Here is a 22,306-nt window from a genome sequence, read left to right as displayed (position 1 = left end):
CGAATGGATCCGGCGCCGGACCGGAATAGGATGCAGGCATGAGCGAGGCCAACGCCGCCGCGAGTTCGACACCGCTGGAGCGCGACGCCCGGCTCGTCACGGCGCGCGAGCACCGCATCGCGCCGGGCGAGATCGCGGTCGGCGTGGTCATCGGCCGGATGAGCGAGTTTTTCGACTTCTTCGTCTATGCCCTCGCCTCTGTGCTTGTGTTTCCTTCCCTGATCTTCCCCTATGCGGATCCGCTGACGGGCACGCTCTACTCCTTCGCGATCTTCGCACTGGCTTTCCTCGCGCGCCCCATCGGCTCACTGGTCTTCATGGCGATCGACCGCCGGCACGGCCGCGGCGTGAAGCTCACCATTGCCCTGTTCCTGCTCGGCGGCTCGACCATGGCGATCGCCTTCCTGCCCGGCTACCAGCAGATTGGCATCACTTCGGCCTTCCTGCTCGCCCTGTTCCGGGCCGGTCAGGGCGTGGCCTGGGGCGGGGTCTGGGACGGCTTGCCCTCGCTGCTGGCGCTGAACGCCCCACCGGAGCGGCGCGGCTGGTACGCGATGGTCCCGCAGCTCGGCGCGCCCTTGGGCCTGCTCGTCGCCGCCGGCCTCTTCGCCTTCTTCCTGTTCACCCTGTCCGCTGCCGACTTTCTCGATTGGGGGTGGCGCTACCCCTTCTACGTCGCCTTCGCGATCAATGCGGTGGCCCTGTTTGCCCGGTTGCGCTTGATCGCGACGCCCGAGTTCGCGCACCTCTACGAATCGCGTGAGCTGCAGCCCGCACCGGTGGGCGAGACGCTGCGCCTCGAGGGGCACACCGTGGTGCTGGGCGCCTTCGCGCCGCTGGCCAGCTTCGCACTTTTCCATTTGGTGACGGTTTTCCCGCTCTCCTGGGTGGTGCTCTTCAACCGTGAGGCGCCGGCGCGCTTCCTTGTGCTGGAGATGGTCGGGGCGGTGGTCGGCCTGCTGGCTATCCTGGCTTCCGGCCTGATCGCCGACCGGCTCGGCCGCCGCATGGTGCTCGGTGTCTCGGCAGCGCTGATCGCGGCTTATAGCGGTTTCGCACCGCAGCTGCTCGATCAAGGCCAGGGCGGAGTGACCGTGTACATGATCCTTGGCTTCCTGCTGCTGGGCTTGGCATTCGGGCAGTCCTCGGGCGCGATCAACTCCTCTTTCTCGGCCCGGCGCCGCTACACGGGAGCGGCGATCACCTCCGATCTCGCCTGGCTGATCGGCGCCGGCTTTGCGCCGCTCGCCGCCCTCCTGCTCTCCACCCACTTCGGGCTGCTGTCCGTAGGCGCCTACCTACTGTCCGGCGCGATCTGCACCGTAGCAGCCCTAGCCATCAACAAGGAATTGGCAGGCAAGGCCTGATTATCCTCCGTGCGGGTGGACACGGATCATGGTCTAAGCGGCCGCGTCGAGTTGTTCCATTCCTGCTGCCGATCCAAGCCACTTCTGCCACCTGTATCAGCGGACGACTGTTAAATCTCCAGAACCCTACCGCGTCGCGCCCCACTTGAACTCGCGTTGTACCTTGCTAGTCGTTAACGCACCTCCCTAGGAAGCTTCTCCGTGGTGTCCACGAGCACAGCGGAGGATTACATGAGGCACTGGCATACTATGGCTGCTTCGTCCACGCGATGCCGAGATGCGGACGCTGCTGTTCCTGGTCAGCATGACCCAGCCGCAGCGCTTTGGCGAAGGCACATTCACCACTGTTAAGTTTACTACTCTCGCGCCTCTGCTGCAGGATCCCAGACGGCCACCTTTTCGCGTAGAACGATCTCCACCGCGTCGATGTCCCCCTCGTCAAAGCAGAACTCCGCCAGGGCGTAGGGTGGGCCGTTCAGCCAGCCGGGCAGCTTGCGCGGGTCCGCGGCGTCCTGGTCCGTGGCCCAGGTCTGACTTTCGCCGAGCGGGCGTAGCGTGATGACCTTGTCGATCCGCACGGCAACGAGGGTTCGGGTGCCGACGTCGGTACACCGCCACAGCGCCGGCCCGGTCGAGAAGGTGGTCCCGATCTGGAAAGCCACCCCGTCGGCCCTCACCAGCCTCGCCAGTCGTACCTGGCTGGTCGGTCAGCATCAGGATGGAGAGCGGGCCGAGGTCCACCCGCTGACGCCGGACCATCTCGAGCAAGAAGTCGAGCGGGCCCTCGTAGCCCTCCACCCGCAGGTGCGGGGTGGCCTCACCCCGGCCGGGCTCGTGAGCGCCCCTCCCCTGCTCCTCTCCGCCGACGTCCCCGTCCAGGGCGAGCGCCTCACCCACGGCGCGCTCGGGCCCGGCTCACCGGGGCGGACTTGTTCCTCTCACCCGCGCTCGCCGCCCCAGCCGCTTCGCCCTGCCCTTCCGCCCCGCCCGGCGCGTAGTCCGGCGTGAGCACAAAGGAGAGCGCGGACCAGTTCCGCCTCAGCCGCACCACCGCCTGCCAGGGCGACCAGTCCGCTGACCAGAAGCCCACCCGCAGTTCCCCCATCTTCTTCTTTCGCCTGTCCAGCCTGCTGGGCAGTTCCTCCACATGCCGGAGCGGACGCGTGGTGCCCCAGTGGGCGAGGAGCCAGTCCCGGCTCGCCGGCTCCTCGGGGCCGAGCTTGAGGATGCTGGCCGGCACCGGCAGCAGGCGGTGCAGGTCGAGCGGGCAACTCCGGTCCGTGTCCAGACCTGAGAGGGCGCGCTGGTGGTTCAGCGCCACCGCCTCGCGCAGCCGCCGCGCCAGGAGCTTGGCGCCCGCAAGGCTGATCGCCGGCACGCTGTCCGGGGGTGCCGCCATCGGCAGGAGGAACTCCTCCTCGAGTGCTGCAAGGTCCAGTTCCCAGGAGATCATGCCAGAACCTGCAGCTGCCGCCCGGAACCGCGCCACCTCCTCGGTGGGTCCGCTCACCGCCAGCGTGTTGCGCAGCCAGTCCATGTGGGTGCGCTCCGGCCGCCAGGGGGGGGCCTGTGCGTCGGGTTCATCCGTGGCGGCTGGGCTCTCCTGGCTTGGCATCCCGCGCCGGCGCTCCTAGGACGCAGCCATGCTGACGAAGCCGCTCCACCCCTCGCACGAAGCTCCCGAAGCCAAGGAGATCCGCATCAGCCGGGAGGGGTCAGGCTGGAACAGCTGGCGTTGGACAATTTGGAAGGGCTCGACCCTCGTCGCCCGTTCACCCGCCGGCTTTCCGGGTGCGGAGGCCGCGTACGAGGCCGGCCGCCGCGTTCTGAACCGCTGAGGCTCCGGCCAGTTCGGATAGGCGCGCTCCTCAGCCTCCCCGGTCCAAACCACGTTCACAGGTCGAGCAGCCGCGCCGGGCTGTCCTGCGTGATCTTGGCGCGCCGGCGGTAGCCCTGCGTGGTCGCGATGCTCCGCTGCCGCGTGTGGTGCATCACCTGCTCGTCGAGAGCGCCCTTGAGGTAGGCCTCCGTGATGAACCCGGCCCTGAGCCCGTGTGGGGAGAGCCGCTCGCGCTCGTCCACTGTGAGGTCCGCCATCTCCGCCCGGCGCCGCAGGATGCGCCACACCCCTTGCGGCGTCAGCCGGTCCTCCAGCCCACCGCCGGCACTCACGCGGCGGAACACCGGCCCCCACTCGATGCGAGAGCGTTTGAGCCAGGCCTCCACCGCCCGCACCGGGCAGGAGAGTGGGTTCAGCCCGCGCGGGATGCCGATCGAGGCTCCCTCCCCCTCCTGGTCGCGCTTGGAGCGCGGGATCAGCACCGTCATGCCCTCCGAGGTGAAGCGCAGGTGCTCGCGGTCGATGCTCACCAGCTCCGAGCGCCGCAGCGCGCCCGCGAAGCCCACCAGCAGCAGCGCCTTGTCCCGCAGCCCCGCCACGTCCGTGCCACAGCTGGCCAGCAGGCGCTTGACCTCGGCCGAGGTCAGTGCCGCCGCCGGGCGGGCGGGCTTGCCGTGCGAAGCGAGGATGCCGCGCATGGTGGCGCTGATCGCTGGTTGGCGGATCTCCCAGAGATGTCCGGCTTGGCGGTGGTGGTGGGCAATGGCCGCGAGCCGCCGCCGCAGCCCGCTGCGGCCAAGCGCCTTGCTCAAACTTGCCAGGTGGCCGGCAACCACCACCGGCGACGCCGGCAGCGCCGAGACGCCACCCGCTTCGCACCAGGCGCAGAAGGCGCGCCAGTCGGAGGCATAAGCCCGCTTGGTGTTCTCCGACAGCGCCTGCCCCGCATAGCCCGCCGCCCGCGCCACCGCCTCGCCAACCGGCCCCACCAGCACCGACAGCGCCTCCGCCGGGAGCGCGCCCGCAGCCATGCGCACCACGGCCAGGGGAACGACCGGCGCGCTCGACCCGCCGTGTCCGCTCATGCCTCTCCCCTCACAGGCCGAGAACCGAAAAGCCCGGTGTTCTCTGGCGTTTCAGCCGAGGCCCCCACCAAAGTCCCCACCCTCTTACTCCGCTCGGGCCAATCCGAAGGGCGCCCCCGCGCCCGTCTTCTGGCCGGCTGGATTGTGCCAGGAGCCACCATCCTGTGGCAACCGCCCCCTCCCCGCCCCTTACGCACGATAATGAATAGTTATCGTGCCTAGCCCACCGGAAAAGCCTTGTTTTGCTCAGGCTTCCTGCCTCGCGGGGGGCCGGCGCGGCGTCCCGCGACGGGCCGCGCATTCCGTCCGCTAATTCCCTTCGCGGACGGAACGAGGCGGGCCGACGGGGGCGCAGGCCTGACGACGCGCCCCCTCCCCCGCCCCGGCCGCCCTCAGCGCCGGCCGAGGCGTCGTCCGCCGCGGCCGAGACCCTGCTGCTGCATACCCGCCTGCTGGGTGACCTCCGGGTGCCGGGCAACCCGGAATAGGCGGCCGAGCTGCAGGCGCTCTCGGCGCACGCCGCCGTCTACGCCACCCGCGCCCGCGGCGCGGGCACCCGCCGCGCCTACCGCTCCGCCTGGCGCGCCTTCGAGGCCTGGTGCGCCTCGCTCGGCCGCGAGCCGCTGGCGGGCGATCCTGAGACCCTCGCCATGTACGCCGTCCGCTGCACCGATCGGGGCCTGACCGTCGCCAGCCTCCGCGTCCACCTCGCCGCCATCGGGGCCGCGCACCGTCTTGCCGGCGTGGCGCTTGACCTCCGCCACCCGTGCCTCGTCATGGTTCTCGAGGGCATCGCCCGCGACAAGGGCGCCCGCGCGGCAAGGCCGCCGCCGCCGCCGGGCTGGACACCCTCCGGCTGATGCTCGCCACCCGCCCCTCCCCTGCCACCCCGCTGGGCGCTCGCGACCGCGCGCTGTTGTTGGCCGGCTTCGGAGCCGCCCTGCGACGGAGCGAACTCGCGGGGCTCCGCCTCGGCGACGTCACGCCCGTCCCCGGGCGGGGGCTGCGCGTGCTGGTGCGTCGCTCGAAGATCGACCAGCGCGGCGCCAGTCAGGAGGTCGCCGTCTGGGCCAACCCAGGCGAGCCGGGCTTCTGCCCGCTCGCTGCCCTCGAAGGCTGGCTCGCCTTCCGGCAGAAGGGGCCGGACATCACCGGTGGGGCGTCGGACCGAGAGCGGCCGCTCTTTGTCGGCATGAGCAAGGCCGGGCGGCTCACGGGCCAGGAGCTGTCCGAGAAGGCGGTGGCGCGGCTGGCGAAGGGAGCCGCCAAGGCGGCGGGGCTGGAGGGGTGGGAGCACTTCTCGGGGCACTCGCTGCGCGCGGGGCTGGCGAGGCCGGTGCCGACCTCGCCCAGGTCATGCGCCAGACCCGTCACCGCTCGGCCGATGTCGCGCTCGGCTACCTCCGCCCCGCCGACCTCTGGCGCAACAACCCCACCAAGGGCATTTGGGGCGAAGCGGATCCAACGCGGGTCTGACCACCGCCACAGCGGATCGCGACAGTCTGGAACTCGGCTTCCAGCGCAGATCGATTCGCCCACAGAGGCCGCGCTGCCGCCTTGGACTCTGGTGGCTTGGGCTTGGACTCTAGTGGCGGAATAGGGCCTTATCCCCTGGACTCTGGTGGCCACTCTAATAACTAAGTCTAATATTCTTTCGAATAGTCCGCGCCACTAGAGTCCAACTTGACGCTGTCGGCGATGGACCGCCACTTTGGCGTCATGGCTGAGATCCACCGCTTAATTCGAACGCAAGGGGTGGAAGAAGCTCGCCGTCAGGCAGTCAACGCCCATGAGCGCGCCGTAGTCGAGGCCGCTTACCGAGTTCTAAGCGAAGAGACAGAGAGTATCGGCTTCACATACTCCGGCTTCGCGCTGACCTCGCTGCCGCACAAGGAGCAGGAGGAGGCCGTCTGGCGCCGTGAGGGGCATAACCTCACGCTCATTCTGCAATCCGGCGCGGATCGCAAAGGCCAGCTCGTCGGCCTTCCTTATGGCTCCTATGCCCGCTTTATCCTCCTTTTCCTGCAATCGGAGGCAGTCAAAACGGGCAGCCGCGAAATCGAACTGGGCCGCTCAATGCAGGTCTGGCTTGGGCGGATGGGCCTCTCAATCGGCGGTAACAGCTACCGCTTGGTAAAAGAGCAAGCCAAGCGCATTTCGGTTTGTCGACTAACCTTCTTTGCCGGGACTGGCGATGCGGAGCTGCTGCGCAACGGCGGCTTCGTGGAGGGGGCAATTACTCTGCATGGCAACGGAGAGCAGCCCCAACTCTGGCAGGACCGTGTGATGCTGGATGAGGCGTTCTATCGGGCCTTGAGAGAGCATCCGGTACCGGTGAGCGAAGGAGCGCTGCAGGCTATCGGCCCGCGCTCCATGACGCTCGACGTTTATATCTGGCTGGCCTATCGGCTGCACGCTCTGAAGCGCGACCAAGAAGTAAGTTGGTCGGCGCTCTACGGACAGTTCGGCGCGGGCTTCAAGCGCCTACGGGCCTTCCGTGCGCAGTTTCTGGACAGCCTCCAACTGGCGCTGGCCGCTTATCCCGAGGCGCGGGTGTCCCTGGCCGAGAACGGTATCACCCTGCATCCCTCACTCCCGGCTATTGCGAAGCGCTAGCGCCAGTAGAGTCCAACCAAGCTCCGTTGCGGCTGTCGGTCATGGAAGCGGCCGTCTTGATAATTGCGGCTGGGCAAGGCTTCAGCGACTTGCGGAGTTGGACTCTGGTGGCGCTCCGCCCGTGTGGGAGCCTCTCGCTTAAGGGTTAATTTCCGAGTCTTCCTGTGCCACCCCCTTTGGCTTCGAGCGGAGCTTTGCAGGCAGGGAGATGGTCCCAGCTTATGGATCACCTGCTAGCGAGAGAATGAGCAGGGTGCTCCGCCCTCGCCTTCTGCATTGCTTAACATGATGCGCGATGCGTGATGCACCATTCGTTCACCACGCATCAGGAATGCATCTATGGGCTTTTGGTGGGCGCTTCCGCTCTGCCTCAAGTGCGGTCATTAACATGGAAGCGATCGCCCGATGCAGCGGCCGGAGCACCTGGGTGCTGCTCCAGGGATCGTCTGGGTCAGAGTTAGCTCTCCAGCGGGGCACCTACCCGCCGAACTTTCAGCCCACCCGGGCGTCATTACCGCATCGGGGCCTCTGGCCAGCAAATGGGTCATCAGGTTGATCGCGATGCGTGATGCACGCATCTACCATCGGGCACACACACCCTTGCGGTCGCCTTAACGCATTCGGCGTGATGCGTGATGCACATTAAAGTCTTGAAGCTGAGGGCTGGACCTCAGACCATCGGCGCGATGCGTGCCCCGTTCGCCACGATGCGTGCTGCATTCATCGTGATGCACCCATCACCGCTGGCGGAGACGAGCTTGATCGGGCAAGGTACCACTGGAGAAACGGTAGTGCGGGGGCACAGCCCACCTACAACGTGAAGCGTGCAGAGCGATGCGTGATGCACGCATCGCTCTGCCGGGGAATAGGGGATCAATGCGTAGAATCGTTCTCGTTCAGCAGAAGGGCGGAGCTGCCAAGACGACGCTATGCGTTCACTTAGCGGTAGCAGCTGAGCAGGCCGGTTTTAAAACGGCCATCATCGATACTGACCCGCAGGGCAGCGCCTCGGCGGTCTGGGGCGCAGCACGTGGTGACGTCGCCCCGCCGGTAGCGGCGGTGATCGCGGCCGAGCTGCGTGAAGCGCTAGAGGCGGCGGAGGCGGAAGGCTACCAAGTCGTCTTCATCGACACCGCGCCACATACGGCTCCGGCGATCGAGGTAGTGGCCCGCACCGTGGATCTCGCCATCGTGCCAGTGCAGCCTTCCATCCTGGATGTGGCGGCCACCCAGCGGACAGTTGACCTGTTGAAAGCCAATAAAGTGTCGGCGGTCGCTGTGATGACCCGGGCTCCGTCCCGGCGGGACGAGGAGACCAACGAGACTGAGAAGGCGATGGCGGCGCTCGGCCTGCCAATGCTCTCCAGTTGGATGGGTGAACGGAAGGTCTACCGCCGAGCGCTGACCCAGGGGCAGGCCGTGGCCGAGTTCGATCCGAGCAGCAAGGCAGCCAAGGAAATTAAGCAGATCTGGAAAGAAATCGAGAAGCTGGGCACGAGCAAGGTGAAGGCTGCAGCATGAGCACCGCTCCAAAGAAAGGTTTCTCGGATTTTATTAAACGCGATGCACCAGCCGCTTCAGGTGCCCTATTACCGCCCGCTCCGATGCCGCGGGAAGTTCCCCCGGCGCAACCGCTGGAACCCGAGGCCCCAACGCTTGCCGCCGATCCAGCGCCTACGGCAGCCCCGGAGCGGGTCCGGCAGGTCACCTCAACAGGACGAGTGCGGACCCATAGCGCGAGCCGGCAACTGCCTGGCGTAACGCTGAGGCTTTCTGAGGGACGGTGGGAGCGGCTGAAGATGCTTTCCATTCAGGAGCGCCGCCCGATCCAGGACATTCTGGGAGACGCCATGGACGCGTACATGAAGGGCAGGGGTCTGCCGTGGTAAGTGCCACATACATCAAGATGCGTGATCCATGATGCGTGATGCACGCATCATGATGAAGGGCTAACATGCTGGAATTACTGTCATTGCGGACGGTATGCGTGGCTATGGCAATTGCCTTTCCGGGCCTTCTTGTCTTTAAAGAGGGCCTGCCGCCTCGACCGGCTTTAGGGTGACCGCCGGAAATTTCCCTATGGCTTGGTGGGATAGATATTCAGGGCCACCACGGCAATCATCCGATTTGATAACAGCCTATTATCGTGCGTAAGGGTAGGGGAGGGGGCGGTTGCCACAGGATGGTGGCTCCTGGCACCCGCGAGAAGGCCAGAACGGCGGGGTGCTCGACGGAAGGCATCACCTCCTTCTTCGCGGCACCGTAGCTGGCCAGCTTGTTGGTGATCAGGACCCGTGGTGGCTGCATCTGCCGCTTCAGCAGTTTCCTGAGTAGCCGCTTGGCAGCTTGCTTGTCCCGTCGGCTCTGCACCAGCACGTCGAGTACCATCCCGGCCTGATCGACGGCGCGCCAAAGCCAGTGCGTCACACCGTTGATCTTGAGGACGACCTCATCCAGGTGCCACTTGTCACCGGCCTGGGGCAACCGGCGGCGGATCGCATTGGCGAAAGCCTGGCCGAACTTGCGACCCCATTGCCGGAGCGTCTCGTGGCTGACCACGATGCCGCGGAAGGCCAGCATTTCCTCGACCATGCGCAAGCTGAGCGGGAAGCGGAAATACAGCCACACCGCCTGGCTGATGATCTCGGCCGGGAAGCGATACCCGGCAAAGCTGGGGCAGGCGGGGGCGGTCATCCCACCCGCGTACCCGGCGGTGGGCCGCTCAGGCAAGCTGGCGGCCGGCCAAGTTGACGATGCCCCTGGACCTCCTGATCGCGGAGATCCGGGCGGTGGCGGCGAAGCGAGTACCGGATGCAAACGCCTATTGTGATTTGCGTTAAGCCCTCGAGGACCCCATAAAATATTCGCTGTTAGGCAAGATTTTGCCTGGCAGACTAGGAAGAGGAGGGCGGCAACATGATGGGACGGATGACAGTGCCATCGGCTTGGGGTGAGCCCACTCCCACCCCGCAGGAGGACCCCAAGGCGCAGACCAACCGCCGGGTTGTCGTTCGTGGTCCGCGCCGCAGGCACGTCCAGAGCTCGCTGGAGCGGCAGATCCTCTCCGTGGCCAATCGTCAGGCGACGTACCACGAATTCGAGCTAGACGGCCGCACCGATGAAGAGATCGCCGCCGCCCTCATGGGCCTCGGCCGGGGTTGAAGCCTCCTAATATCGAGCATGCGCTGGCGGAGCGCACTCTCCGCCCGGGGCCCAAGCGCGTCATCTTCGCGAACCCGGCGGGCCCCTCCAACGACCGGCCGTATAGCCCGCCCAATTACACGATGTCCTCGGACGCGGCGCTGTCCCTGGCGAAGCTGCTCCGCATCCTGAAGACGGACTGCGACCCGGTTAAGCTCGCGCCCTACTACCGGCAGAGCCCTGGTGGCGATGACCTGCTGCTGGGTCCCTGGCGCTGCATGCATCTCCACCTCGGCAACGCGGGCAGCGACGACATCGTCTACCTTTTGCAGCTGCCGGACAGCCTGATCATCATGGAGGTGTCGGACCACCGGCACCTCAAGAGGCCTTTCCCCGGCAAGAACCTGCCCCTGCAGCAGGCCAAGGCCGCCGCGGCCGCGCTGGCCATCCCGTTGCCCACGCCCGCCCGCAAGCCGGTGGTGGTGCTCGGCCCCGCCCGGCCCCCGCTCACCCGCTACCCTGAGGGGATGCTGATCGACCCCTTTGCCGGTCAGCCCAAGCCCCCGGTCGAGGTTCACCGGGGATGGGTGCAGCGGACCTTCGTCAAGCGGCCCAAGAAGGGTCCGCCCAAGCCGTAGCCGCGCCTACCCGCGGCAGGGCAACACCCTGATCTCAATCAAATCGAACGGGGGTGTGTTGCACCGATCGGCCTGGCGATCCGCTTGAGGTAGGGTGGTAAGGGGACGATGTCCTGCTCAAGGTCGCAACTATGCAGGGCTGCTAGCCCAGCAAAAAGAAGCGCCGCAATGACTGGTGCGTAATCGGTGTCACGGCATATTTGCCCTGGAGGTTGTCGACCTCCCCCCAATCGTCCCATCCCAAAAGGAAGATGCCCTTGTCACCAGTGATGGTACGAGTGCGGATTGTGGTGCGTGACTGGAAGTGAGCGAGGTTGTTGATCCCCGCATCAACTAGTGCTTGGGCGCGGATCACAGGACCATGCTCCGCGAAAACCCGGAGACCGAGCTTGGTCTGGTCTGAGGCTGCTACCATCCATTGCTGGATCTGCTTGAAGGTGAGGTCCGCAACGTTGGTCATATCGATACCGCGGTAGCGTTCATCCATCGTCGGCGACATGTCCGACGGCACCGATGATGCCCGCTCCTTCCCCTCCAGGATGGCGAGCAATTCGCTGCGAGTGGCGTTGCTCAGGTTGGCGAACTCTTCGCCCGAGATAGTCAACATCATTTGGGATCCACCTCGACCCACCATGGGTCTAGATGACAAATGGTGACGTACTAGTCCAGCTACAATGCCATCTTGGAAAGATCTTGCACCAAGATGGAATTTAGCGTGGCAAGCTGTTCCCGCGCATTTTGGTGGAGGTGCAGCCACAACTGTTCACTTTAAGTTCTCGTTTGGCCTCTGTTTCCTCGCTCTCTTGAGGGTTTTGGCCGTGCAGCTCACCCTTCTCCCCACCCCGCCCGAGCCCGTCAGGGCGGCGCCAGGCCGCGCCGAGCTCGGGACCATCTGGGATGGCTTAGACCAGGAAGGCCGGCGCCTGCTGCTGGCCCAGGCACGCGCTGTGGCCGAGGTGACGGGGCGGGTGCAGCAGCAGAGCGGGGATGGGCACTGAGGCGTGGACGAGCGCGCCTCGATGACAGCGGACGAACCCGAGCCTGTTCGCCGCGACCGGGAAGCCATGGCCCGGTCCGTGCTGGACTTCGCCGCGCCGGCCGAGGGTTGGGAACTCGTCATGCAGTGCGCCGGCACTTGCTCGAGGCGGAACCGCCTAGTGGCCGATCTCGTGCCCCAGATCCCCGCCGGCCTGACATGGGCGGAGGTAGTGCCCAAACTGCGGTGCAGCCAGTGCGGCGGGTCCGCTTCCATCGTGGGGTTGAGCGGCCCACCCAAGACGCCGGGGACGGGCGCTACGTGGCTACTGCTTCAGCGCGGCGAGGGGAAGTGGCGGAGTGGAGCGGGGAGAGGGAATTGAACCCCATCAGCAGGTTGGAAACCTGCAGCTCTACCGTTGAGCTATCCCCGCCGCGTCTGTGACCAGGCTGACCCTACTTTGCACGACGCCAGTTAAGACGCCGTTGCTGCGGCTGTCGGCTTTTCGCTTACGCCCTGTCAGGGCGCGACGATCGAGCTGCCGCTGGTGAGCAGATAGCAGCGCACGAGCTGCGAAGTGGCCGGCCGGTGGTGCTGTCAACCCAACCGGCCGGCCGCTACCGAGGGGGACTGCCGTGGCTGCTCTCGCAGGCCTTAGCAGCCCAGGCCATTCCAGATCCAACGGCGCACTGTCAGAGGTGTTTAGTGTCGGCCCTCTCAGTAAGGGCAATGACACCAGGGAAAGGTGAGCGAACCTCTAACAGGCTGCGGAAGAACGGTGAAAAGTTGAGGTTTTCCGGTCTCCAGGTTGGCCTGGAGAGAGCTGCGGCGGGGTAAGTTCGCCGACTTTCGTGTGCTGCCGCGTAGAATTTATGCGGCCCGGCACACTCGGTTCAGACCCCGGGCGTGGCTACGCCGCGGCAGCCAGCAGCTTCGGCAGGCGGACCAGGTTGTACGCGGCCGCCGCGAGGGTGAAGCTCCAGCTCACCTTGGCAGTGCCGCGGAAGCGGGTCTTGCGCTGGCCGCCGATGGTCTTCATCCAGCCGAACACCTCCTCGATCCGTTTGCGCAGGCGCTGGCTGGCGGCATAGCCGGGATGGCGGGTGGTACGATGGTCGATCGCCGAGCGGCGGTTCCTGTCGTTCTGGGCCACATGCGGAGTAGCGCCGAGGTCGCGCATGTCAGCGACGAACCCCGCGGTGTCATAGGCCTTGTCGGCGCCGACCGTGATGCGGTGGCTGCCGGGCAGCTCGCCGACCATCCCGGTCGCAGCCTCACGCTCGGCGGTGCCGGTGGCGTGCGTGGTGTCGGTCTGCACCACAAGGCCGTGGCGGTTCTCCATCGCCACGTGGCCCATGTGGCAGAGCTTCGCGGCTTGGCCTTGAGCTTTCCGATACAGCCGCGCATCCGGATCGGTGATCGAGGCGTGGGTCTCGTTGCCACGCTTCTCGCCGTGGAAGTCGCGTTCGCCGTTGCGCCCGGGCGCGGGTGGCTCGTCGCCGCCGTCCTTCGGCCGGAAGCTCTTCATCGAGGCCCAGGCTTCGATCAGCGTGCCATCAACCGAGAAGTGCTCGTCCGACAGCAGCGGCTTGACCCGCGGGTCCGCCAGCAGCGCGGCCAGGAACGCCCGCGCCACGTCGCCATCCAGCAGCCGGTCCCGGTTCTTCGTGAACACCGTCACGTCCCACACCGGCGCATCCATCGATAGCCCGACGAACCAGCGGAACAGCATATTGTAGCCCAGCTGCTCCATCAGCTGCCGCTCCGAGCGCACCGTAAAAAACGCCTGCAGCAGCAGTGCCCGCAGCAGCTGCTCCGGCGGGATCGAGGGGCGCCCAATTGCCGAATACATCCCCTCGAACTTCGGCGAGAGCCGCTCCAGCGCCGCGTTCCCTAGCTCACGGATCACCCGCAAAGGATGGCTCTTCGGCACCATCGCCTCCGGGCTGAGGTAGCTGAACAGCTGCTCCGTCCGCCGATCCGACCCGCGCATCCGCCCCTCTCGACAGCCTCACTCGTTTAACCAAGTCATTCAGACCGAAACCGGTTTGACCAGGGGCTTTTTCCGCGACCTGCTAAAGCGGAATTGCGCCGGCGTATCGGTCAAATTCCTTCTCCAAGGATCAAAGGATAGCGTTCCCGTCTACGCCGCTCGTCGTTTCCCAGAATGGCGGTACGTCGGACATCTCTTGAAGTATGCGCAGGATAGCGACTGCGTTGTGGAGTAAGCCCTTGGGAGTGGACAGGCTCAGGCGGCGGATTTGACCGTTTGCTGGGCGTGTTGATCCTCGAACAGCATCGGGCTGAGATAGCCACCACAGCGACGAAAATCACGACGACCGAGTGTGCGCCGGGTCCCTCGCTCAGTCTTTATGATGTAAATGCAATGATTACATATTGCGCTACGGTCATTAACGCCGCAGACTTGACGACAAGTCATCAGGGGCGGTGGGGGTGGAGGACACGTCAGAAGAGTGTATCCGGTTGCACCAGGCGGAGTCGTCCGAGCGGCGGCTGGCCTTGCTCGGCGTCCGCATGACCACTGAACGCATCATTGAGGTGAAGGTCGAGGCTGCCCGAAAAGGTATGTCGGTGGCTGACCTCTTCGAGGTGATCTGGAAGGGTTATATGTCTAAGAGGGGTTTGTGACGCTGCTCGCGCGCATCCCGCACACGCCGGTTTCGGCCCCAATCTACCTCGACCACAACTCGACCACGCGCCCGTTGCCCGAGGTGATTGACCTAGTCGCCCGGACCATGGCGGAGACCTGGGCCAATGCTTCGAGCGCCCACTGGCTCGGCGGCGAGGCGCGTGCCGTCCTGGAGGTCGCCCGTGACGGCATCTGCGAGCTGGTCCGAGGGGGCTACCCGGACGGCGTCAGGTTCACCTCGGGCGGCACCGAGGCGAACAACACAGTGCTGCTCGGAGGCGAGCCCGCCTCCGCATGGCGGTCCGTCATCACCTGCGCCGTGGAGCACGCCTCGGTGCTGCGTCCAGCCGAGGCGCTCGCGCGCCGGGGCAGCCGCCTCCGCGTTCTCCCGGTCGGCTCCGAAGGCCTGATCGACCCCGACGAGCTCCGCCGAGCGGCGGCCGAGGCCCCCCCAGGCCCGGTCCTCGTGAGCTTGCAGTGGGCGAACAGCGAGACGGGCGTCATTCAGCCGGTTTCCGACCTGGTGGTCGCGCTCCGATCCGTCCGACCCGACGCCTTCGTGCATAGTGATGCGGCGCAGGCGGTCGGGCGCATGCCTGTGGACCTTGCCGCGACCGGCGTTGATGCAGTCGCCTTCTCCGGACACAAGATCAACGGTCCACACGGCACCGGCGCCTTGGTGCTGGCCGATCCCGACGAGGACCGCATCTCGCCTTTGCTCCTCGGTGGCGGGCAGGAACACGGGCTCCGCTCGGGCACGCACAACCTGCCGGGAATCGCCGGGCTCGGGCTGGCCGCCGCCATGCGCGCGCGGACGCTCGATCACGCCGTCACGTACATGCGGTCTGTCCGCGACGCCTTCGAAGAGGAACTCGCCTCAACGGTGCCTGAAGCCATGGTCAATGGCGGTAGTGCGCCGCGCCTGCCGAACACTTCGAGCGTCCAGTTCCCGGGCAGGGATGGCATGGAGCTCGTGGCGCGGCTCGACGCGCTTGGCGTTGCCTGCTCACAGGGATCAGCTTGCTCTAGCAGGAAGCCAGAGCCGTCGCATGTCCTCCGCGCGATGGGGCTGTCCGAGGCTGATGCGTATTCGAGCGTGAGGTTCTCGTTTTCCACGCTCAACACCACCGAAGAGGCGCAGCGCGCGGCGCGCGTCGTCGCTCAGGCATTGGGGAAGCATACATGACGGCGTCATCCGCCACTAGGGAGCGCCTGAAGTTCGAGTTCGGGCGGCACGAGACCTTCGCCGTCCGGCATGGCTGGCTCGGCAAGGGCATCGGCCACATGACCGGCGCGGACAAGGGCTTCAACGACGAGGAGACCGCCGTCGTGAAGCTTGGCCTGGGCACCCGGATGGTGAAGTCCCTCCGGTACTGGATGGAGGCGACCGGCCTCGCCGAGCGCGAAGCTGGCGACGAAGGAGCACGCCGGTCGCGCGACCTGCGCCTGACGCGCCTTGCGCAGGTGATCCAGCAGCGGGATCCCTACCTCGAGTATCCGGCCACTTGGTGGTTCGTGCACCTGCACTTGGCTCGCCGGACGAACAGCATTTGGGGCTGGTTCTTCTTGCATTTCCACGAGCGCAACTTCGATCGTGCGGTTTGCTTGGACGCATACGTCCGGCATCTCCGCCTCAACGCTGCGAAGGAGGCTTCACAGCAGGTCGCCCAGCGCGACGTCGCATGTGCGCTGCTCGCATATGCGACGCCAGCCGCCACGGAGCCGCATGATCCGGAGGACGGCACATCCTCCCCGCTGCGCGATCTCGGCCTAGTGGTGAAGCATGCCGACACCGGCCGCTTCGAGAAGACGCGCCCGCCCGACGGCGTGCCGCTGGAGGCGTTCGCGGCGTGTGTCGCGCTCGCGGCGGCTGATGTTGGCCAGGAAGCTATGTCGGTCGCCGAGATGCTCGGGCGCCGGGGCGGCCCCGGCACGGTCTTCAACCTCGACGCGGAGACCATCGAGGACATGGCAATCCGGGCCGCCGCGGAGTTCAAGGAGCGCGGGGTCGCGCTCGACCTGCTCGGCGCGGAGCGTCGACTGCGCGTTCCGATGACGGACGCCGCTGACTGGCTCGACCGGCACTTCCAGCGCATCGGGGCTGCGGCATGAGTGGCGCCACTCAGTTCCGCTCGGTCAACCTACGCGAGGATCTGCTCGATCCGCGCAGGCTCGCCCACTATCAGCCGACTACTCGCTCGGCGCCGGTCGTCCGCGCCGTCCTCGAAAGCGGGGCGCGCATGGTGATCGCCGCCTACGGCAGCGGGAAGTCGCTGGCCGCGGGGGTGGGATGTCTTCTCGTCGCGAACGGCGACAAAGCGGTTCTTCGGGACATTGTCGCGAAGATGGGACTGGTGGAGCCTGACCTTGCTATTGCGGCGGAGCGCCGCATGGAGCAGCGCGAGCACGGCCGGGTCATCGTTCTCAGCGGGCACGTCCGCGATCTGCCGGGCGCGCTGTGCGAGGCGGTCGGCGTGAAGAGGGGGCGCGGCATCGAAGCCGCCCTGGATGCTCTGGAGGCTGTCGAACGCGCGGATCGCATTGCCATCGTGTGGGACGAGTTCGGCCGCCACCTCGAAGGCATTGTCAGCGAGGGAAGGTCGCGCGAGCTCGATGCGGTCCAGCGCCTCGCCGAGTGGACCGTCCGCGCGCGCGAGCCCTCGGCGAGCCTCACGCTCCTGCTGCACCAAAACCTGCTCGCTTACGCCACGGTCCTGAACCAGACCTCAAGGAACGAGTGGCGGAAGATCGAGGGGCGCCTCGAGCAGATCCGCTTCGTAGAGGACAGTCAGGAGCTGTACGAGTTGGCTGCGACCGCCATCTCCGAGCGCCGCCCGGAAGGGGTCCGGCCTCCCAACGACGCAGTGCTCCGACGCATCGCGCGCGGCGCCATTGCCGCGGGTTGGTTCGACGGGATGTCCGACGAGGGCCACGTCGCCACCCTGCTGGGGCGTGCCTATCCGGTCTCGGCGGCTGCTCTGCACGTTCTTCCGCGGTTGGTGGCAAGGATTGGCCAGAACGAGCGCAGCCTCTTTGGCTTCATCGACGGCGTTGACCTATCCCGCCCAATCGGCATGGAAGAGGTGTACCAGGGCTTCGCAGATGCCATGCGATCGGACGTGGGCATTGGCGGCTCCCATCGCCGCTGGGTTGAGACCGAGACCGCGCGCAGCCGGGCGGTCGACGTAGAGGAGCGTGAGGCTCTCGCGGCCGCCTGCCTCCTGCAAATGGGGGTGGACGGCGAGCGCCGCAGGCTTGCCCGCTCCGCATTGGAGGCTGCGGTATCGAGCCGAGGCGGGCTTTCCGCCGACCGTGCGGCCGAGGTCGTCGAGGTGCTCGTAGCGCGCAAACTCCTCCTTCATCGGAAGCTGAATGACGACGTCTCCATTTGGCATGGTGCCGACGTGGACTTGGCGAGCCGCGTCCGCGACGAGCGCGCCCGGCGGATGCAGGGCTTTGACCTCCTGACCTTCCTCGAGGCGCAGCATCCTGCGCCGTTCGTGCGCCCGACGGGCCACAACCTGAAGTTCGGCACGGCGCGCTACCTGACCGGCAGGTATGTCCACGCTAGCGACGTGGGAGCAGGCGCTCCGCCGCCTGCAGCCGACCAGGGCAAGTCGGAATGGGGACAGGTCTACTACGTGCTGGCGGATTCGGCCGAAGAGCTCGAGCGCGCACGCAAGCGCATCGAGGGGGGATGGCCGGGTTCCGGTCGCGCCCTGGTGGTCCTGCCTTCGGAGCCGATCTCCGTATTTGACGCAGCATTAGAGATCGACGCCTTAATCGCACTCCAGGCCGATAGCTCGCTCGCGACCGAGGACCCGCTTATCCGTCAGGAGCTGACCGAGCTCCTCGCCGTCGCACGGCGCCAACTCGCGGTGCTGCTGCACCGGCTGACCACCGATCGCCCGAACACGGCCGAATGGTGGCGCGCCGGGGAGCGCCTGAGGGTGAACCGCGACCATCCGGCGGGCGTGGCAGCCAGCGCGTTGCTGGACACGCTGTATCCGCAGACTCCTCGCATCGTTAACGATCAGCTGATGCGGAATCGCCTGTCCCGCCAAATGGAGACGGCCCGCGTCCGCATGCTGACCCGCATCCTCGAGCGTGGTGGCGATCCGAGGCTCGGCTACCGCGAGGAGGAGCTGACGTCGGCCGAAGGCTCGGTCCTGAGGACCGTGCTGGAGGAGACGGGCCTGTACTCCTCCGGTGGCGACACTGGCCATTTCGCCGCCCCGGAAGACCTCCAAGACCCGGGCCTTCGCGCCGCTTGGACCGTCATCGCGGAGTTCTTCCAGACGCCCGGTCGGAGGTCACTCGCAGACGTCGTCTCAAAGCTCTCGGAGCCGCCCATCGGCGTTCCCGCGGGCGTCCTGCCGCTGCTGGTTGTCTCGGGATTTAAGGCGTTCGGCCGTGCCGTCAGCCTGCGCGTCGACGGCGCCTACCCGACCGACGTCCTGGGCTTCGACGCGAGCCGGATGTTTCTCGAACCTCAACGCATCGAGGTGGAAGTGCATCCGTCGGACGACGAGACCCGTAAGTATTTGTCTGATCTAGCCTACATCTTCAGCCATCGGACGCCCGGTCCCACGGACGAAGCCGTCCGCTTCGCTTCCGATGCGCTAACTGCATGGCGACGCTCTCTATCGGAGGGTGTCCGCCGGTCCAGGCGACACACGGACGATGGCCGCAAGCTGATGAACCTGCTGGCCGACATCGACGACCCACCGCGGCTGATCCTGCTGGCGCTCCCCGAGGCTTTCGGAAACCTGCACAAGGGCGGGCGCTTCGTCTCGACGCTCCGGGTGGCCGAGAAGGCCCGCGCGGACGTGGACCGCCTCGTCGAGGGCTACACGCGCGAGGCTGTAGAGGTCGTCGCCGAAGTCTTGAGCCTGCGCCACGATGAGGATCCGGTGGCCGGGGTCCAGACTTGGATTCGCTGCTTTGACGTCCCGTCGCTCCTCCACCGGGAGGACCTCACAATGATCGACAAGGCGGTCTTGCGCACGGCGAAAGACACCACGAACGGACGGTACACCGCCGAGAGTCTGGCGCGTGCGGTGAGCTCGGTCCTGCTGCAGAGGGGCATCGATCGCTGGGAAGACGGCACGGCATCCCAGATGCGGAAGGTGCTGCGCGAATGCCGCGCACGCATTGAGGATGCGGCACTGTCCGCCCCGGAGCCGGGGGCCGACCTCGAGGAAGTCATCAACGCCCGGATCGAAGCGCTGCAGGCGCAGCTCAAGAAAATCAGAGAAAACGTTGCGCCGGTCCGTTTGGCCGCAGGGGGGACGCGATGACTATTGTTGCAAAGACGGGGGATGCCGTCTGCGACGCCTCGGCACGCCACATCGTGCCACTGTCGGGTGGCAAGGACAGCACGGCGCTATCGATTTATCTCGCGCAAAAGTACCCGCACGTCCCGTTCGAGTACGTCTTCTCCGACACAGGCGCAGAGCTCCCGGAGACCTACGATTACTTCGAGCGGCTTGAGCATGTCCTGGGCAAGAAAGTGACTCGGATCACGGCTCTCGAGATGCTCGGCATCGGCGAGAAGCCGGGTCGGAACCCGTTCGACGTGGTACTCTACGACCACTTCTCCGGGTTCCTGCCGAGCCCGAGATCCCGCTGGTGCACGCGGATGCTGAAGATCCACCCATTCGAGCGGCACATCGGGTCCGACAAGGCTTACTCGTACATCGCCATCCGCGCCGACGAGAACAGGTCGGGATATCTAGGCAACGGCAAGCCAGTGCTGCTGTCCGAACAGCCGAACATCTCCCCCGTTTACCCGTTCAAGGACGAGGGAATCATCCTTGCGGACGTGCAGCGCATCCTTGAGGAGAGCGGCCTTGGTGCGCCGGGCTACTACGAGTGGCGTTCGCGATCGGGCTGCTATTTCTGCTTCTATCAGCAGATCGGGGAATGGCAGGGCCTGCGGGAGAGGCACCCCGAGCTCTTCGAGAAGGCAAAGGTCTACGAAGGCGGCAGGAACGGGCGCCGCTACACCTGGGTGGACGGGCGCTCCCTGTCCGACGTGGAACGCATGCCGAGGCGCGAAATGAAGCCAAAGTCGGATGACGACGGCTGCGCGATCTGCCACCTGTGAGCGGGACTGCCGGGATGAAGGACAATCCTCTCATCGCGTTCCTCGCGAGCTATGGTCCCTCCGCCGCGTCGGACTCGCTTGCGGATGAGCACGTCCAGACGGCTGTCGCGCGTCACGGCGTGCGGGCGATCGAGGCCCCCGCCCCGAAGCTCGATGCCATGAAGGAAGCCCTGCTCGGGGACGATCCATGCAGCCTCATCCTCACGGGGACGGCAGGAGACGGAAAGACCTATCACATCCGCCGCTTCTTCATCGACGCGGCGTCGGGCGATCCGAAGCTTTGGCCGGGCAAGGAGGGCGTCCTCGCGACCTCGCTCTGCGGGCGGCCGCTCCGCATCATCCGCGATCTCAGCCAGCTCACCGACGCTGCGAAGGCCGAGGAGATCGAGGGCGTCACTCGCAGCCTTCTCGGCGAGGACCGCCAGACCCTCTACCTGGTCGCCGCCAATGACGGTCAGTTGCTCAAGTTCTGGCGTGACGCCTGCGAAAAGGAGCAATTGGGAGCGCCCGGGCGGGCGCGGTACGAGGTTGTGCTGCGTGCATTGACCGACATGCTGCACAGGGACAGTGAGGTCTCCGAGGCCGGCAAGTTGCGTGTGCGGCTCGTCAACTTGAGCCGGACGGTGACAGGCGAGACCCTGGACGCGGTCCTCGACAGCATCCTCAAGCACGAAGCGTGGGACACCGGCTGCACACAGTGCCAACAGGATTCGTCCTCGGCCAATCCCTGCCCGATTCGCCTCAATCGAGCGCTCCTGATGGGTTCCGGACCCGACGGCTCCGACGTGTTCCGCCACCGTCTCAAGCAGGCGATCCGCATCGCGGCGCTGAACGACCAGCACGTGCCAATCCGGCAGATCCTCATCCTGGCTGTGAACATCCTGCTCGGTGACTCCAAGAAGCGCGATCGCCCGATGCTGACCTGCGGAGAGGCGCGGAAGCGGGCGAAGGACCTCGACTACGCGCGGACGAACCCGTTCGGTAACGCCGTCGGGCTGAACGTGCGGCCGGAGCGGCGACGCGCGCTGACGATCTTCTCCGCGCTCGAAACCTTCGGCGTGGGCAGCGAGACCAACACGGCGCTCGACAACCTTCTCATGGATCGCATGCCCGCGGAGGCGGCGGAGCGGCTGGAGAAGAGGGACCCGATCTACGGAGAGGCCCTCTTCCGCCAGCGGCTTCGCCATTACCGCGACGGCACTGAGGCGGTGACGGGCGTGAACGGCTTCGCCGTGGCGCTGGAGGCCCAGAGACGCCGGCTCTTTTTCCTGATGGACGAGCCGGCTGGCGCAGGACAGATCTCGCCCTGGCGGCTGACAATCTATCACCACGCCGGGGAGTACCTGGCTTTCGCAGGAGCCCTGTCCGGTAGCCCTGCGACCGACGCCAAGCTCGTGGACACGATCACCGGGAAGCTCGTGAAGGGCATCAACCGCACCCTGACGGGCATGATGGTGGAGGAGACGCAGCGCGTCTGGCTGGCCCGGTCGATCGGGAGGTCCGATGGCGCGAGCGGGCGGTTCACGTCGCTGGATCCGGTGCCGCGGAAGGCTGCGACCCCTCAGCGGCTGACGGCCGCCCTCGACCCGGCAACCGGCCGTCCCCGCCTGCAGGTCGTGCTGCGGACACCGGGGCAGTCCGACGTGGCGTCGGCGCCGCTCGAACTCCGGCCGCTCCTGTTCGAGTACCTTATGCGGGTCGCCGACGGCAGCCTTCCCTCGAGCTTCTCCCGTCAGTGCCAGCAGGAGGTCCGCCATTTCGCGCTGGCGGCTTCCTCCTTCATCGAGAACCACTTTGCGCGGGATGAGACCGAGTACCTGCCCATCCTGATCCTGTCGGCCGGCCGGGACGGTCAGATCCAGAGCCGCGACATCGGAGTCTGAA

At 66.4% G+C, this 22,306-nt stretch carries 20 protein-coding genes, 1 tRNA gene and 1 pseudogene; 14 read left to right on the top strand and 8 right to left on the bottom strand.

What is annotated here, in order from left to right:
* Positions 1–38 precede the first annotated feature (38 nt).
* A complete protein-coding gene (locus tag D9599_RS19715) occupies positions 39–1,367 on the top strand; it encodes an MFS transporter (protein WP_198383002.1) in 1,329 nt (442 codons plus the stop codon).
* A gap of 356 nt (positions 1,368–1,723) precedes the next feature.
* On the opposite strand, the gene D9599_RS19710 is transcribed toward D9599_RS19715, so the two are convergent.
* Together D9599_RS19710 and D9599_RS19705 are read right to left on the bottom strand one after the other, a co-directional pair.
* Positions 1,724–2,044, bottom strand: coding sequence for a hypothetical protein (locus tag D9599_RS19710; RefSeq protein ID WP_198383001.1), 321 nt, complete (start codon positions 2,042–2,044; stop codon positions 1,724–1,726).
* A gap of 212 nt (positions 2,045–2,256) precedes the next feature.
* Positions 2,257–2,982 (bottom strand): hypothetical protein, encoded by a 726-nt coding sequence (locus D9599_RS19705; protein WP_198383000.1) that lies wholly within the window; start codon positions 2,980–2,982, stop codon positions 2,257–2,259.
* 28 nt (positions 2,983–3,010) lie between these two features.
* On the opposite strand from D9599_RS19705, the gene D9599_RS19700 reads away from it, so the two are divergent.
* On the top strand, positions 3,011–3,205 hold the full coding sequence (locus tag D9599_RS19700) for a hypothetical protein (RefSeq protein ID WP_198382999.1): 195 nt from the start codon (positions 3,011–3,013) through the stop codon (positions 3,203–3,205).
* Between the two features lie 55 nt (positions 3,206–3,260).
* On the opposite strand, the gene D9599_RS19695 is transcribed toward D9599_RS19700, so the two are convergent.
* Together D9599_RS19695 and D9599_RS19690 are read right to left on the bottom strand one after the other, a co-directional pair.
* On the bottom strand, positions 3,261–4,292 hold the full coding sequence (locus D9599_RS19695) for a tyrosine-type recombinase/integrase (protein ID WP_198382998.1): 1,032 nt from the start codon (positions 4,290–4,292) through the stop codon (positions 3,261–3,263).
* Between the two features lie 392 nt (positions 4,293–4,684).
* Positions 4,685–5,056 (bottom strand): hypothetical protein, encoded by a 372-nt coding sequence (locus D9599_RS19690; RefSeq protein WP_198382997.1) that lies wholly within the window; start codon positions 5,054–5,056, stop codon positions 4,685–4,687.
* Between the two features lie 95 nt (positions 5,057–5,151).
* Here D9599_RS19690 and D9599_RS19685 point away from each other — a divergent pair, with 95 nt between their 5' ends.
* From D9599_RS19685 to D9599_RS19675, 3 genes are all read left to right on the top strand, one after another.
* The gene (locus D9599_RS19685; RefSeq protein WP_198382996.1) at positions 5,152–5,892 is read left to right on the top strand and encodes a tyrosine-type recombinase/integrase; all 741 of its coding nucleotides are present in this window, start codon (positions 5,152–5,154) and stop codon (positions 5,890–5,892) included.
* Positions 5,893–5,975: 83 nt separating this feature from the next.
* Positions 5,976–6,908, top strand: a complete 933-nt coding sequence (locus D9599_RS19680; RefSeq protein WP_232480696.1) for a replication protein RepA — start codon at positions 5,976–5,978, stop codon at positions 6,906–6,908.
* An 876-nt stretch (positions 6,909–7,784) separates the two neighbouring features.
* A complete protein-coding gene (locus D9599_RS19675) occupies positions 7,785–8,429 on the top strand; it encodes a ParA family protein (protein ID WP_198382995.1) in 645 nt (214 codons plus the stop codon).
* Positions 8,430–9,131: 702 nt separating this feature from the next.
* Here the strand turns inward: D9599_RS19675 and D9599_RS19670 are convergent.
* A pseudogene (locus D9599_RS19670) lies at positions 9,132–9,602 on the bottom strand (IS6 family transposase); the annotation flags it as partial.
* Between the two features lie 222 nt (positions 9,603–9,824).
* On the opposite strand from D9599_RS19670, the gene D9599_RS19665 reads away from it, so the two are divergent.
* Both D9599_RS19665 and D9599_RS19660 read left to right on the top strand, forming a co-directional pair.
* Entirely contained in the window at positions 9,825–10,070 is a 246-nt protein-coding gene (locus D9599_RS19665; protein WP_198382994.1) for a hypothetical protein, read from the top strand.
* Entirely contained in the window at positions 10,067–10,687 is a 621-nt protein-coding gene (locus D9599_RS19660; RefSeq protein WP_198382993.1) for a hypothetical protein, read from the top strand. Before D9599_RS19665 ends, D9599_RS19660 begins: the two co-directional genes overlap by 4 nt.
* 142 nt (positions 10,688–10,829) lie before the next feature.
* On the opposite strand, the gene D9599_RS19655 is transcribed toward D9599_RS19660, so the two are convergent.
* Positions 10,830–11,297 carry a hypothetical protein gene (locus tag D9599_RS19655; RefSeq protein ID WP_198382992.1) on the bottom strand — a complete coding sequence of 156 codons (468 nt, stop codon included), beginning with the start codon at positions 11,295–11,297 and terminating at the stop codon, positions 10,830–10,832.
* Between the two features lie 208 nt (positions 11,298–11,505).
* On the opposite strand from D9599_RS19655, the gene D9599_RS19650 reads away from it, so the two are divergent.
* Positions 11,506–11,685: a hypothetical protein gene (locus D9599_RS19650; RefSeq protein WP_198382991.1), complete on the top strand. Its 180-nt coding sequence runs from the start codon at positions 11,506–11,508 to the stop codon at positions 11,683–11,685.
* Positions 11,686–12,023: 338 nt separating this feature from the next.
* Here the strand turns inward: D9599_RS19650 and D9599_RS19645 are convergent.
* A tRNA-Gly gene (locus D9599_RS19645) sits at positions 12,024–12,096 on the bottom strand.
* A gap of 477 nt (positions 12,097–12,573) precedes the next feature.
* Entirely contained in the window at positions 12,574–13,656 is a 1,083-nt protein-coding gene (locus tag D9599_RS19640) for an IS5 family transposase (protein WP_198382990.1), read from the bottom strand.
* Between the two features lie 491 nt (positions 13,657–14,147).
* Between D9599_RS19640 and D9599_RS19635 the strand changes: the two genes are divergently transcribed.
* Genes D9599_RS19635 through D9599_RS19610 form a run of 6 tightly spaced genes read left to right on the top strand, consistent with a single transcriptional unit; the run spans position 14,148 to position 22,305 of the window.
* Positions 14,148–14,312, top strand: a complete 165-nt coding sequence (locus D9599_RS19635; RefSeq protein WP_198382989.1) for a hypothetical protein — start codon at positions 14,148–14,150, stop codon at positions 14,310–14,312.
* Complete coding sequence (locus D9599_RS19630; protein WP_198382988.1) at positions 14,309–15,499, top strand: cysteine desulfurase family protein; 1,191 nt, start codon at positions 14,309–14,311, stop codon at positions 15,497–15,499. Before D9599_RS19635 ends, D9599_RS19630 begins: the two co-directional genes overlap by 4 nt.
* Positions 15,496–16,425, top strand: a complete 930-nt coding sequence (locus D9599_RS19625) for a DUF4007 family protein (RefSeq protein ID WP_198382987.1) — start codon at positions 15,496–15,498, stop codon at positions 16,423–16,425. The genes D9599_RS19630 and D9599_RS19625 overlap by 4 nt, the downstream gene beginning before the upstream one ends.
* Positions 16,422–19,613, top strand: a complete 3,192-nt coding sequence (locus D9599_RS19620) for a hypothetical protein (RefSeq protein WP_198382986.1) — start codon at positions 16,422–16,424, stop codon at positions 19,611–19,613. The genes D9599_RS19625 and D9599_RS19620 overlap by 4 nt, the downstream gene beginning before the upstream one ends.
* Entirely contained in the window at positions 19,610–20,422 is an 813-nt protein-coding gene (locus D9599_RS19615; protein ID WP_198382985.1) for a phosphoadenosine phosphosulfate reductase family protein, read from the top strand. Before D9599_RS19620 ends, D9599_RS19615 begins: the two co-directional genes overlap by 4 nt.
* Positions 20,423–20,436: 14 nt before the next feature.
* Positions 20,437–22,305 carry a hypothetical protein gene (locus tag D9599_RS19610; RefSeq protein ID WP_198382984.1) on the top strand — a complete coding sequence of 623 codons (1,869 nt, stop codon included), beginning with the start codon at positions 20,437–20,439 and terminating at the stop codon, positions 22,303–22,305.
* The last annotated feature ends 1 nt before the right edge of the window (position 22,306 follow it).

The sequence above is a fragment of the Roseomonas sp. KE2513 genome, assembly GCF_016107305.1.
Lineage (GTDB): Bacteria > Pseudomonadota > Alphaproteobacteria > Acetobacterales > Acetobacteraceae > Roseomonas.
The sequence above is the reverse complement of the archived record's forward strand: the minus strand, read 5'-3'. Positions and strand labels throughout refer to the sequence as shown.